Origin of the sequence: Streptococcus sp. HMSC10E12, assembly GCF_001807855.1 — a bacterium.
Classification (GTDB): Bacteria; Bacillota; Bacilli; order Lactobacillales; family Streptococcaceae; genus Streptococcus; species Streptococcus salivarius.
In genome coordinates this window covers 1-13,957 of sequence record NZ_KV791075.1, presented here as the reverse complement: position 1 = coordinate 13,957, position 13,957 = coordinate 1, and the positions used below count along the sequence as shown (strand labels likewise).

Here is a 13,957-nt window from a genome sequence, read left to right as displayed (position 1 = left end):
CCTTACCCATTCGTACGTTTAACACTGTAAACGTCAGGAATAATTTTAATCTTATCCACAAGACCAGTCAATTCAATAAGGTTTGCAATTTCAAAGCTAACGTGAATATTGGCAAACTTCATGTCCTTAGTCGGTTGTGCATTAACCGTAGCAATGCTCTTGGTCGTATTTGACAAGATTTGAAGAACATCATTCAACAGACCAGAACGGTTAAGACCATAGATATCAATCTCTGCCAAATAAGATTTATTGGCATTACGTTCATCCCACTCCACTTCGATTAAACGTTGCTCATAACCTTCTTGACTCTTGATATTATTACAATCGGAACGGTGAATTGCAATTCCACGGCCCTTGGTGATATATCCTTCAATCTCATCTCCAGGTACTGGGTTACAGCACTTAGCGATACGCATGAGGAGGCCTGAAGCACCTTGAATGATGACGCCATTTTCACTCTTAACCTTAAGAACTTCTTTCTTCTCAGTCTTAACTTCGCCACCGTTCATTAGCTCTTCAGCTTCAGCTTTTGCCTTCGCACGCTCTTCCTCACGGCGTTCTTTTTCCGTCAAACGATTGAAAACAGCAGCAGCACTAATTTCACCAAAACCAACAGCGGCATAAAGAGCTTCTTCACTACGCACACTCATACGAGGGAGAATTTCCTCAATATGTTTCTTGTCTAGGTACTTATTGGCAATATAGCCATGCTCTTGGAAGTAGGCAATCAAAAGCTCACGACCCTTGGTGATAGAGGCTTCCTTGTCCTGATTTTTAAAGAATTGACGAATTTTATTTCTGGCCTTGGTGGTCTTGACCATCTTAATCCAGTCACGGCTAGGACCAAAGGAATTGGCATTAGTTACAATCTCAACCACATCACCTGTCTTGAGTTTGGCTGTCAAGGGCACCATACGGCCATTAACCTTAGCACCTGTGGCCTTCTCACCAACTTGGGTATGGATGGCATAGGCAAAGTCAATAGGTCCTGAATCTTTAGGCAGTTCCTGAACAGCACCATTTGGCGTAAAGACATAAATACGCTCCGAGAAGATATCCTCTTTAACAGAGTCAACAAACCCCATAGCATCACCATTTGAGGCGTCTTGAAGTTCAACAAGATCTTTAATCCAGTTCATTCCCAAAGCAGACTCTTTCGAATCTACCTTGCCCTTGATACCTTTCTTGTAAGCCCAGTGAGCTGCAACCCCGTATTCGGCAACTTGGTGCATTTCCTTGGTACGGATTTGGATTTCAATAGGCCCTTTTGGTCCATAAACCGTTGTATGGATAGACTGGTAACCATTGGATTTAGGATTGGCAATATAGTCTTTAAAACGGCCAGGCATCGGACGCCAGAGTTCATGGATGTATCCCAACATGGCGTAAACATCACTGTGCGTCTCCATAACACAACGGATGGCAATCAAATCATAGATTTGATCAAAGCGCTTTTTCTTGTCGCGCATCTTACGGTAAATAGAGTAGATATGCTTTGGACGACCATACACATCACCAACAAGTCCTTGTTCAGCTGTGTAGGTCTTAATTTTATCGACAATCTCGTCCACAAGTTCCTCACGCTCACGACGTTTTTCCTTCATCATGTGAGAAATCTTGTAGAATTCCACCTCATTAAGGTAACGGAAGGCCATATCTTCCAGTTCCCATTTGATACGGCTAATACCTAAACGGTGGGCCAAAGGAGCATAGATTTCCATAGTTTCGCGAGAAATGCGCTCTTGCTTATCCTTACGAAGATGCTTAAGGGTACGCATATTGTGCAAACGGTCGGCCAATTTAACCAAGATGACACGGATATCCTTAGACATGGCCATAAGCATCTTACGGTGATTTTCAGCCAACTGCTCCTCGTGGGACTTGTACTCAACTTTACCAAGCTTAGTAACACCGTCCACGATATTTCGTACATCCGTACCAAAATCCGCTTCCAAATCATCAAGCGTTTTTTCGGTGTCTTCAACGACATCGTGTAAGAAACCACAGGCTACTGTCACTGCATCAAGATGGAGATCTGCCAGGATACCTGCCACTTGAATAGGGTGAATAATATAAGGTTCTCCTGACTGACGAGATTGCCCACTATGAGCATCTGTCGCATAATGCCAGGCTTTTTCAACTAATTTCAAATCATCTGCTGACATATAGGCCGAGCAAATGTCTAAAATTTCTTCTCCTGTTACATTTTTATCTTTAGCCATGATTTCTTCCTTCGCTTCTTTTAATAACCTTTATTTTATCACTTTTACAAGTAAAGAAAAAGAGCTAGATAGGCAATTCTTAAGCGCAAGGAGCTTACTTGAAAAGCACAATATCTTGTGTTAGAATGATTGAACAAACACAAGATATAGATAGAAAGAGGACGCTTATGTCTCAACTTACCCTCGTTTATATTAGTCTAAGCGGCAATACCCAAAGCTTTGTCAAACGTATGTCTGACTATCTATCCCTCAACCACGGGATTGAATGTCGCCAAATCAATATTAAAGAGCTTAATCATGAAACCTTCCAAGTAGATGAACCCTTTGTCGCACTCTTACCAACCTACCTTGAAGGAGGAAATGGCGTTGACAATGGGGATGTTGAGATCCTAACCAATCCACTGGGGGACTTTATCGCAGCCCATGATAATCACAAACGTTGCTTTGGTATCATCGGTTCTGGTAACCGTAACTTCAATAACCAGTACTGCCTAACCGCCAAACAGTACAGTCAACGTTTTGGTTTCCCAATGTTGGGAGACTTCGAGCTACGCGGTACACAGTCCGATATAGAACGTCTGGCACCTATTATCCTAGAAGCACAAAAGAACTTTAACCAACGCTAAAACTAGAGCAAAAAAGCCCTGATAGGGGCTTTTTCCTTTGCTTAATTTTTTTCGTGTTTTTTGATTCCAAAGAATCCAGCCAAGGTCATAAGAACCAGACCAGCTAAAGTTGCTGACACAGATTCGTCTGAACCAGTGTTTGGCAAGGCCTTAACTGAACTTGAACCTTGGGCTTCTTGTACTTGAGCTTGAGGCAAGATAACGACTTGAGCATTTGACAATTGGATAGCTGGGGCAGGTTTAGCCACGCTAGCACCTACAGTAGCTTTTGGTGTCTCACGCTTAGTTTGATCCGCTGTCTCAGAACCTTTTGGTGACTTCTCAGATTCTTTCTTAGTCGTATCCTCAACTTGATTTGCCTTTTCCTTAACAATCAAGCGGTACTCTGCAAATCCGGCTTGTGTTGATGGTCCTACATAACTAATGGCATCCTGACCAGCAAGGTGGGCACGCGCATTGTCAGATGAAGCAAAACGGATATCTGCATTCGTAATATTAGGGACGAAACTCCAATTTCCATCGGCAGTTGGGTTAATTGTCTTCTCGCTAACGATATAATCAATGATGGCCTGACGATTCTCAAGATTGAGGAGGCGTTTTTCGGCAGCATCTTTAACACCAGGGAAGTTACCAGTCGCACGATAGTTGTTAGTCACGACAAGGAAAGTCTGATTCAAATCAATAGGTTTCCCTTGATAAGCCAAGTCACGAACACGACTAGCGTCTGGATTAACCAACTTACCTTCACGATCGTATTTGTTAGGTTGTGTCAAATCAAACTTATAAGTCAACCCATCAATCACATCATAATTGTATGAGCGATAGCTACTGTTAATGAGTTGCTGTGGTTCTTTGCTGTTAGGATCAATTTGATTGAACTGTCCTGCAGACATTTCCAACCATTCTTTAATTTGTGCCCCAGTCACTTTGAGTAGGGCAGTAACATTGTCGTAGAGGTAGAGATCTGCGACGTTCTTAATGGCCAATGGACCAGCTGGGATATCGGTATAGTAGGTCGCATCCCCACGAGTCCCTGCCTTGAAAGGTGCAGCCGCTGAGAGGATTGGGAGATTCTCATCTGCTGTTCCCGCTACTTGTTTTTTAGCATACCATAGTTGTGCATTATTAACGATTTGAATAGATGGATCATCCTGAACCTGAGCAAAGTAGCTAGTAATTGGTGCAGTAGTCTCACCAACTTCCTTACGAACATAGTTGATTGTTCCATTATGGTCATGAGCTGCCATGTCAATTAAGTCCTTGTCCGCAACATCTGACTTAGTATCAATCTTTTCAAGCTTAGCCTTACTGTTAACAACTTTCCATTTGCCGTCCGTGTAAGTCAATTTAACATCCATGATACCTAGATGATCTCCGAATTTACCAGCCATAACCACAGGTTTCCCATTGATGATACCATTGACATCATCTACACCAGGATATTTCGCATAAAAACTTGTGCCATCTCCATTTGGGAAATCAGCGTGAGAATGCCCTGTCGCAACAGCATCAACGCCTTCGATACCAGCAATTTGGTAACCCTCATTTTCTTCGTTCTTAGTGTATTCATTATCACCAATACCAGAGTGAGCAGCAACAAGAATATAGTCAGCTCCTGCAGCCTTCATCTTAGGAACGATAGCCTTAACAGCCTCCATTGGATCATCAACGGTTACCTTACCTTCAAGGTTGGCCTTATCCCAAACCAAAATCTGTGTTGGAAGGACACCAGTAATACCGATTTTTAGTGTTACCTGTTTGCCGTCCGTATCAGTAAAGGTCTTGTTAACAATCTTATAAGGGTTGTAATAGTAATCACCAGTCTGAGCATTACGCACATTGGCATTGATAATATTAATCTTAGCAGCCTTAACCATGCGATCCAAAAATTCTAGGCCATAGTTAAACTCGTGGTTTCCAAGCGTTTCGGCGTCATACCCAAGCATCTCGAAAGCCTTGTACATAGGGTGAGTCTCACCTTGGGCAACAGGGTCAATCAAGGCCTTATAAGTCCCAAAAGGAGTCCCCTGAATCGTATCCCCACTGTCCACTAAGACCGTATTTGGATTAGTTTCACGAGCTTTTTTGATAAGGACAGCAGTTTTAGACAAACCAACTGTTTGAGACGGCTTATCTTGATAATAGTCATAGTTAACCAAGTTGGTATGAAGGTCTGTTGTTGACAAAATCTGCATATCAACGGTCTGCCCCTCATGAGCAGGCTCTGTTACAGTTTCAGCCTGTACTGGCACTGCTGGTGTCACCTGATTGGCATTCGTCAAAACAGCACTGGCTTCTTGACTTGCTTGGGTCGTTGAGGTATTAGCTGATGGCTCTGCAGACGCATTTGTCGCTACTGTTGTTGGTGTAGCAGAGACAGTCTCTGTTCCTCCTTGAACAGCTGTCCCAGAAGTTCCTTGTCCTGATACTACAGAAGTACCACTATCTGCCACAGTTTCGGTAGAAGCAGTTGGTACTGGTGCCGTTGCTTCATCGGCTTGCCCTACGACTTGTGGCACAGTCAAGAGAGCAAAGAGGCCCAAAACCACAGCGGATTGAGTCACATAACGATTCGTTTTCATTAAAAATCTTCCCCTTTTATAAAGATAATACAATTATATTAAACCTATATAAGATTATCAACTTTTTTAGAAATACTCGATTTGTCATACAAAACCAATGACAAGATTCAATCTTAGCTTAAAAGTGTCAAATACAAAAAAGTTGGAACAAGGCCAACTTTCTTTTATTTATTCAATTCTAGGGCATAACTGACACTACTCAAAGCGTAGAGAGGAGCCGTTTCCGTCCGCATAATACGCGGTCCAAGGCCAATTTTAAGGCCACCAGCTTCTTCAAATGCATCAATCTCAGACGGAGAAATACCACCTTCTGGTCCAAAGATAAAGAGAATTTTCTGACCATTCTCTACCTGAGCCAACTCACGAGCTAAAGTAGCCAACTCGCCTGCTTTGGCTGTTTCCTCATAGGCGATAAAAATCTTATCAAAATTATCTAATTCTGATAGAAATTCTCCCTTCTTCTCGAACAATCTAACTTCTGGCACACGATTACGCTTGGATTGTTCTGCAGCTCCTAGAGCAATCTTGGCAAGTTTATCTTCCTTCTTGGCAAGCTTCTTACCATCCCACTTGACCACAGACCAGTCGGCAGGGAAGGACCAAATAGCCTGAGCTCCAAGCTCTGTTGCCTTTTGTGTCACCAACTCTAGCTTATCTCCCTTGGGAAAGCCAGAGGCAATGGTTACAGATACAGGCATCTCAACATTATCATTTAAGTCTTCAATCACTTCAAAGATATGATTCTCACGGTCAGTCACACGTGCAAGACGCTTGATACCGTCTTCAAAAACCAAGACAACCTGATCATCCTCTGTTAAACGCATAACGTTAAACATATGCTTTACAGTATCCTTGTCTTTGATGATTACTGGATTTTCAACTTGCCCCTTTATAAAATACTGTTGCATTTAGCCTCCGATCACACCTGAAATATCATCTGTCTTCTTGAAGACACAAGCATTCCACTCTCCCTGAACCATGTGAGTTTCTAGGAAGAAACCAGCTTTCTCAGCCGATTCACGCACCATATCCCATTTTTCAGAGATAATCCCTGACATAATCAAATAACCTTCATCCTTAACCAAACGGTAGGCATCTTCCGTCAGATGGATGAGAATATCCGCCAAAATATTAGCCACAATAACATCAGCTTCTTGAGTTACACCCTTCAAAAGGTCACCTGCAGCAACGTGGATATTTTCCATGCCAGGATTCATATCAATGTTTTCCTGTGCCACTCGAACCGCCACATCATCAAGGTCATAGGCATAGATTTCCTTAGCTCCAAGAAGAGAGCTAGCAATCGAGAGGACACCCGAACCAGTTCCCACATCAATCACAGTCTCACCACCACGAAGCACCTGTTCGAGTGCAAAAAGACTCATCTTAGTCGTTGGGTGTGTTCCGGTTCCAAAGGCCATGCCAGGATCTAGCTTGATAATCTTCTCACCTACTGATGCCTCATAATCCGTCCATGACGGTACGATAGTCAAATCATGGGTAATGCGAGCTGGTTCATAGTACTTCTTCCAATTCTCAGCCCAGTCTTCTTCAACCAATTCTTGAGTAGCCAAGTGAATATCTCCAGTTTCAAGACCAAAATCCGTCAACTCAGCCAAACGCTCATTAACCTGCTTAGTAATAGCTTCGATATCTGCTGACTCCGGATAATAAGCCGTAATTTTAACCGTCTCAACCTGTTCAACCTCAGGATAAAGCTCACCAAAACGGTCCGCATTTTCCAAATAATCTGCACTATCATCAATAGCCACACCTTGACTACCAGATTCAATTAAAATATTAGAAGCCGCCTCTTCGACCTCACGATTAACCTCAATCGTTAGTTCTTGCCATTTGTCCATATATTATTTTCTTCCTTTTCTGATAAATAATCTTTAAAGCGTTCCTGTAACTGGGGAATGACACCTTCTGCTTTTATAAAATCCTCTACAGGCATTAGTTTAAATTCCTGCCCCTCGTCACCAAAACGAATCTCACGATACTGCTCTTGGCTAATTCGGCCAACCACAAAGACAGCTGACCTATCTTTATCCAACATACTAGGATAGATTTTCGACCAAATAATCGATTCCTCTGTCAAAGTCAAGCCCAGCTCCTCCCAAACCTCACGTTGAAGACATTCAAGAGGCGTTTCTTGACCTTCTCTTCCACCACCTGGCAACTCCCATGTATTTGGCCAAGGAATATCTGGTTTATTAGCTCTGAGAATGACCAAAATACTTTGCTCTACGAGTAAGGCAACCTTAACACCTGTAAAATCAAACTGATTTTTTAAATAAGCATCCATCCCTTTTCGCTCCCTTTAATACCTTGGATAAGCAAAAAATTCCTTCTCTTCAAGTTGAGCTTTCCCTTTTTCAAAAGCTTCATTGTCCCAAACCAAACCGAATTCCTCAGGTCCATCTTCAGATAGAAAATCCATCAAGTCACTCAATCCTTCTGTCGCCACCTCATTTAGGGTTTCTGCAAAATAGGCCAAAAACTCACGAGATAGACCTTTCTTAGGTTCATATGGGATTGTCACTAGGTAGTCCTCTTCATCAAAACGCGATTTTTCTGGATTGTAAAAGAGCACGTAGTCTTCAAAAATGACATCTTCATCAGACACTTCACCCTTATCATCAATAGTCTCCACATTGCTACTGTTTTGTGCTTCTAGGATAAACGTTACTTCTACAGCGTGATTCTTTTTATCCCAGTCCATAGCGAAATCATAGTCCAGGTGCTTATCCAATTCTTCTTCTAATACTAACAAAAAGCCGAATTTAGCCATTTGTTTTCCTCGTTCTTTCTTATTATTCCCTTTATTTTAGCATAAAAGGAGCCAATAAAAAACAGAGTAGGCTGCCCCACTCTGTCCTAGTTTATTATTTAGCATTTTCAACCGCTGCTGTCACAAAGGCAGTGTAAAGTTCTTCAGCATGGTTTGGACGGCTATGGTATTCTGGGTGGTATTGTGCTGCCACAAAGAATTTCTTGTCTGGGAGTTCTACAACTTCCATCAAACGATTATCTGGTGACACACCTGAGAATACAAAGCCCTCAGCCTCAAACTGTTCACGGAACTTAGTATTAAATTCATAACGGTGACGGTGACGACGTTGAACAACTTCTTGGTTGCCATAAGCTGCAGCAGCCTTAGAACCTGGTTTCAACTTACATGGGTAAAGACCGAGACGAAGAGTACCACCCATGTCTTCAATGTCAATTTGATCACGCATAATATCGATAATTGGATATTTTGTGTTTGGATCAAGCTCAGCTGAATTAGCGCCATCCAAGTTAAGGACATGACGAGCAAACTCAATACATGTCAATTGCATACCAAGACAGACACCCAACATTGGCACATCATTTTCACGTGCATAACGAATAGCTTGAATCTTTCCTTCAGTACCACGTTGACCAAAACCACCAGGAACGATGATACCATCAGCATCAGCCAAACGAGAGGCAACATTTTCAGCAGTCAAATCATTAGCATTGACCCAGTCAATATCAATAGCAGTATCATTTGCCAAACCAGAGTGTTTAAGTGCTTCAACCACTGACAAGTAAGCATCGTGAAGCTCCACATACTTACCGACAAGGGCAATCTTAGTTGTCTTCTTAAGATTAAGTACCTTATCAACCATAGCAGACCATTCTGTCATATCTGCAGCTGGAGCATCTAGTTTCAAATGATCACAAACGATTTGATCCATACCTTGAGCCTGCATATTAAGTGGCACTTGATAGATATGTTCCACGTCGAGTGATTCGATAACAGCCTCAGGTGCAACATCACAGAACTGAGCCAATTTATTCTTAATTCCTTGACCAGCAGGTTGTTCTGTACGAATAACCAACATATTTGGTTGGATACCCAAACCACGCAATTCCTTAACAGAGTGTTGCGTTGGTTTTGTCTTCATTTCACCAGCAGCCTTCAAATAAGGAAGAAGCGTTGTGTGGATATACATAACATTATCAGAACCCACATCAGCCTTCATTTGACGAAGAGCTTCAAGGAATGGAAGACTTTCAATATCCCCAACCGTACCACCAACTTCAGTGATAATGACATCTGAATCAGTCGTTGTCGCTGCACGCTTAATCTTGTCTTTCAAAGCATCGGTGATATGCGGAATCACCTGAACAGTCGCACCAAGATACTCCCCTTTACGTTCCTTACGCAAAACTTCGCTGTAAATCTTACCAGTAGTCACGTTAGAGTATTTATTAAGATTGATATCAATAAAACGTTCGTAGTGACCAAGGTCAAGGTCAGTTTCAGCACCATCATCAGTGACATAAACTTCACCGTGTTGGTAAGGACTCATTGTCCCTGGGTCAATATTGATGTAAGGATCGAATTTTTGAATCGTAACCTTAAGACCACGGTTCTTAAGCAAACGTCCAAGACTTGCAGCTACAATCCCTTTACCAATTGAAGATACCACACCACCAGTGACGAAAATATATTTTGTCATGTTAACTCCTTATAATATTATTCAAAACAACTACAGATAGTAGATTGATTACCCACTCAAATAATCACGACAGCCCTTTCCTAGTACCTGATTGGAGCAGTACAAAGTACCTCACCTTAGACAAGTCCAGTAAATGACTAAAAACAAAAATGACCCCCAAGAGTTTCACTCTGGGAGCCTTAATCATGACCTCTTCAAAAGAGGTGCCCGATAAATAGTCTAAACTATCCAAGACCATTTGTCAATGAAAACTTAGTCGTTTGACTCATCCTCATAGTCATCGTCATCATCTTCTTCTGACAACTCAACATCATCCAAATCATCATCTGGAATAATTTCATTCAACTCAGAGTCATAAGATTCCACTTCAGCTTTCTCATCATCTTCGCTATCGTCGTCATATTCAAGACTATCAGAATCAGGTGTGAAGTTTTCGTCTTCTGGATCATCGTCATTATAATCGATGGCATCTTCATCACCATCCATGAAGGCATTAACTTTCTTGTTCTTACGTTTTGGTGCATTTTCATCAGTATCTTCCAATGTGATGACCTCTTCATCGATTTCATCAATTGCATACCATGAACGCAAGCCCCATTTGTTATCACCTAGTGGAATGAAACTTCCATCCGTATTCAAATCTGAATAAAAGAATGGCAAAGCATTGCGGATATCAGCATCCGATTTTTCTAAGTAATTTTGAATTTCATTGACCAAATCATTGAAATACATTTCATTATCACGACCACGTGTTTCTAAGATAGCACGGGCCACTTCAATCATTGATAATTCACTTTTTTCTTGTCCAGCAAATACGTCTAGTTCCAAAGTGGTTCTCCTTCATTCTTACTCAAGCTAGTTTCCATCAGAAATAGCTCAGCAATCAATTTTTCGCTACCTTTTATTTTACGCTAAAAAGAGTCAATAGTCAAAGCATTTATAGAAGAAAAAATCAAGTCTCAACAGAAACTTGATTTTAGTCATATTATTTAACTTTTGCTGTGCTTGTGATAACTTCAACAGCTTTCTTCATAGTGATATCGTGTTTAAGCATTTCAGGTGAAAGAAGTGCAGAAACTTGTGATACTTCCATGTTGTACTCAGCTGCAAGATCATTGATTTCTTTTTGGATTTCTTCTTCTGTAGCGTCGAATCCTTCAGCAGCAGCAACAGCTTCGATAACAAGGTTAGTTTTCACACGTTTGTCAGCGTCAGCTTCATATTGTTTGTGAAGATCTTCTTGAGTTGTACCAGTGATTTGGAAGTACATTTCAGGAGAGATACCTTGACGTTGCATGTTACCCATGAATTCGTTCATAGCACGGTGAACTTCGTCTTCAACCATTTCTGCTGGCAATTCAACGATTTCAGCGTTTTCAACAGCCAAATCAAGTGCAGCACCTTCAACAGCGTCATCATATGCGATTTCTTTAGCTGCTTCAAGTTCTTTACGGTATTTAGCTTTCAACTCATCAAGAGTTTCAACTTCATCGTCAAGATCTTTAGCCAACTCATCATCAAGAGCAGGAACTTCTTTAGCTTTAACTTCGTTAACTTTAGTAACAAATACAGCAGCTTTACCTGCAAGATCAGTAGCTTGATAGTCTTCTGGGAAAGTTACTTTAACTTCTACTTCATCACCAGCTTTTGCTCCAACCAATTGGTCTTCGAATCCTGGGATAAATTGACCTGAACCAAGTTCAAGAGAGTGGTTTTCACCTTTACCACCGTCAAATTCAACACCATCTACTGAACCAACAAAGTCGATAACAACAGTGTCGCCATTTTCAGCTGCACCTTCTTTAACGACCAATTCAGCCAAGTTTTTGCGTTCGTTTTCAAGCTTAGCATCAACTTCTTCATCAGTAACTTCTTTAGAAGCTTCAACTGAAACTTCAAGATCTTTATATGCACCAAGTTTTACTTCAGGTTTTGTAACAACTTCTGCAGTAAGTGTCCAATCTTGACCTTTTTCAATTGATTTTACATCAATTTTTGGTTGTGCAACAACATCAAGACCAAGTTCAGCAATCGCTGCTTCATAAGCTGCTGGAAGAATTGCATTCAAAGCATCATCGTAAAGAGCTTCTTCACCAAATTTTTGGTTAAATACGGCACGAGGCATGTGTCCTTTACGGAAGCCTGGAGCGTTCAAATTCTTTTTAACCTTGTTAAACGCTTGATCCAAAGCTGGTTGAATTTTATCTTGACCGATAGTGAATGTCACCACACCACGGTTAGTGGCTGTGTTTTCAAATGATACAGACATGTAGTCATTCTCCTTAAAATTTTTTATAGATACAGTTTAGTTTACCATATTTCAAAGCCTTTTAAAAGTTTTTTTCTCCAATTTAATCACAAGAAAATCGTTAGGAACTGTTACTTTTTCAAATTTTTGATAAACTAAAGCTATGAATATTTTACAAAGATACATCCAACAATTTAATTTTGAAGAGACCCTAATGGTACTCATTACAAAAGGGATTAAGCTCCTCATTCTTCTCATCATCTTTCTTCTTAGTAAGAAGATTATCAACTTCCTTTTTAAACATACAGTTGGACGCTCTCTAGCTTGGACAATTCAAACACCTGCTCGACAAAAAACCATTGAACGTTTACTACACAATTGCATGAACTACGTGCTATACTTTTTCCTTGTTTACTGGCTTCTTAGTATCCTTGGGGTTCCAGTATCTAGCCTCCTTGCTGGTGCAGGACTTGCTGGGGTTGCTCTTGGTCTAGGAGCTCAAGGCTTCCTATCAGATGTCGTTAATGGTTTTTTCATCTTGTTAGAAAACCAATTTGAAGTCGGTGACTCAGTTGAAGTAGGACCCGTTACAGGCCTTATTTCAACCGTAGGTATTCGAACTACTCAAATTCGAGGATTTGATGGAACTCTCCACTTTATACCTAACAGAAATATCACAATTGTATCCAACAAATCTCGAGGGGATATGAGAGCTCAAATTGATATCCCAGTCTATCCGTCAACCGATATCAATAAGGTGACAAGCATCATCCAAGAAGTAAATCAAGAAAACATTGAAAACTATCCTCAAATCTGTGGAGCACCAAATATCATTGGATTAAGCACAACTCCTTCTGGACAACTGGTATTTCGTATTGATATCTTTACAAAAAATGGACAACAAACTCATATCTATGCAGACTTCTTGAAACTTTACCAGGAAGCCCTAATCAAAGAAAATATTGAACTTCCAAGATTTATTGGAAACCCTATAGCAGTAAAATAAATTCATTACATTAAAAACACTTCAAAAGATAGATAAGATGAATCTACTTTCGAAGTGTTTTTTATTCATATTAAACAATATTGCCAGTCAAGGTTCTATATTAAGAATTAATCATCTTCATTGTAAGGATCAAAATCAACCATCCAAAATTTTAACTCTCGAATCATCTTTTTCCGACCTCTAAAACACTCCCCAGCTAGCAAACGGTCTAACTTAGTAGCATCTTCCGAAGACAACTGATTACGGAAAGCATTAAGCTGCTCATCATAAACAAGCCTATCAACAGCATCTAACTCTTTATTTGGAAGACAAAAAGCAATATCTGAAATTTCAATATAACATTGTCTATTGGCTTGTCGTTTTACAGACTCCTGCCTTCTAACCTCATCATTAAGTCTATTCCTAAATTTCGTTTTAAAATAACGCCGTAACTTATCATCATCAGACTTTAATTCAGGAAACTTTTCTAAAAGCTGATAAAGCGTCATCATAGCTTCTTGCTCCATATCAGCTTGGTCCCAAAGTTGGATGAAATATTGTCGACTAGCCTTAAGTACAATCGGCCTAACAACCTCATATGCGTGAACAAAAACTTCTTGTTCCATTCAACCTCCTATTAATAGATATAATTTTTGTAATTAAATTAATTACGAGACCTATTATAAGAGATAAATAAGAAATAAAATAGTGACATATATGTCACTATAAAAGGTGATAAAAACAAAAAAAAGCTAGACCTACGTCCTGCAATGAAATCTATACTCCGCCAGTAGGACTCGA

At 40.5% G+C, this 13,957-nt stretch carries 12 protein-coding genes; 2 read left to right on the top strand and 10 right to left on the bottom strand.

Annotated features, from left to right (window positions below; all coding sequences use genetic code 11):
• Window positions 1–2: 2 nt before the first annotated feature.
• Entirely contained in the window at window positions 3–2,222 is a 2,220-nt protein-coding gene (locus HMPREF3112_RS00060; RefSeq protein ID WP_022496523.1) for a RelA/SpoT family protein, read from the bottom strand.
• Between the two features lie 167 nt (window positions 2,223–2,389).
• Between HMPREF3112_RS00060 and nrdI the strand changes: the two genes are divergently transcribed.
• Window positions 2,390–2,848, top strand: coding sequence for a class Ib ribonucleoside-diphosphate reductase assembly flavoprotein NrdI (gene nrdI / locus HMPREF3112_RS00055; protein ID WP_022496522.1), 459 nt, complete (start codon window positions 2,390–2,392; stop codon window positions 2,846–2,848).
• A 41-nt stretch (window positions 2,849–2,889) separates the two neighbouring features.
• On the opposite strand, the gene HMPREF3112_RS00050 is transcribed toward nrdI, so the two are convergent.
• The 8 genes from HMPREF3112_RS00050 to tig form a co-directional block, all read right to left on the bottom strand.
• On the bottom strand, window positions 2,890–5,430 hold the full coding sequence (locus tag HMPREF3112_RS00050; protein ID WP_038675165.1) for a bifunctional 2',3'-cyclic-nucleotide 2'-phosphodiesterase/3'-nucleotidase: 2,541 nt from the start codon (window positions 5,428–5,430) through the stop codon (window positions 2,890–2,892).
• 164 nt (window positions 5,431–5,594) lie between these two features.
• Window positions 5,595–6,338: a 16S rRNA (uracil(1498)-N(3))-methyltransferase gene (locus HMPREF3112_RS00045; protein WP_070437400.1), complete on the bottom strand. Its 744-nt coding sequence runs from the start codon at window positions 6,336–6,338 to the stop codon at window positions 5,595–5,597.
• Window positions 6,339–7,292: a 50S ribosomal protein L11 methyltransferase gene (gene prmA / locus HMPREF3112_RS00040; RefSeq protein WP_013989960.1), complete on the bottom strand. Its 954-nt coding sequence runs from the start codon at window positions 7,290–7,292 to the stop codon at window positions 6,339–6,341.
• Entirely contained in the window at window positions 7,271–7,738 is a 468-nt protein-coding gene (locus tag HMPREF3112_RS00035) for an NUDIX hydrolase (RefSeq protein WP_070437397.1), read from the bottom strand. The genes prmA and HMPREF3112_RS00035 overlap by 22 nt, the downstream gene beginning before the upstream one ends.
• Before the next feature lie 15 nt (window positions 7,739–7,753).
• A complete protein-coding gene (locus HMPREF3112_RS00030) occupies window positions 7,754–8,224 on the bottom strand; it encodes a DUF3013 family protein (protein WP_070437396.1) in 471 nt (156 codons plus the stop codon).
• A 94-nt stretch (window positions 8,225–8,318) separates the two neighbouring features.
• Window positions 8,319–9,923, bottom strand: a complete 1,605-nt coding sequence (locus HMPREF3112_RS00025; RefSeq protein WP_022496517.1) for a CTP synthase — start codon at window positions 9,921–9,923, stop codon at window positions 8,319–8,321.
• Window positions 9,924–10,175: 252 nt separating this feature from the next.
• Window positions 10,176–10,751, bottom strand: coding sequence for a DNA-directed RNA polymerase subunit delta (gene rpoE, locus HMPREF3112_RS00020; protein ID WP_002885605.1), 576 nt, complete (start codon window positions 10,749–10,751; stop codon window positions 10,176–10,178).
• Window positions 10,752–10,908: 157 nt separating this feature from the next.
• Window positions 10,909–12,192 (bottom strand): trigger factor, encoded by a 1,284-nt coding sequence (gene tig / locus HMPREF3112_RS00015; protein ID WP_002885606.1) that lies wholly within the window; start codon window positions 12,190–12,192, stop codon window positions 10,909–10,911.
• Between the two features lie 142 nt (window positions 12,193–12,334).
• Here tig and HMPREF3112_RS00010 point away from each other — a divergent pair, with 142 nt between their 5' ends.
• Complete coding sequence (locus HMPREF3112_RS00010; RefSeq protein ID WP_037605435.1) at window positions 12,335–13,177, top strand: mechanosensitive ion channel family protein; 843 nt, start codon at window positions 12,335–12,337, stop codon at window positions 13,175–13,177.
• A gap of 107 nt (window positions 13,178–13,284) precedes the next feature.
• Here the strand turns inward: HMPREF3112_RS00010 and HMPREF3112_RS00005 are convergent, their stop codons facing one another.
• Window positions 13,285–13,782 (bottom strand): sigma-70 RNA polymerase sigma factor region 4 domain-containing protein, encoded by a 498-nt coding sequence (locus HMPREF3112_RS00005; protein WP_021143466.1) that lies wholly within the window; start codon window positions 13,780–13,782, stop codon window positions 13,285–13,287.
• Between the last annotated feature and the right edge of the window lie 175 nt (window positions 13,783–13,957).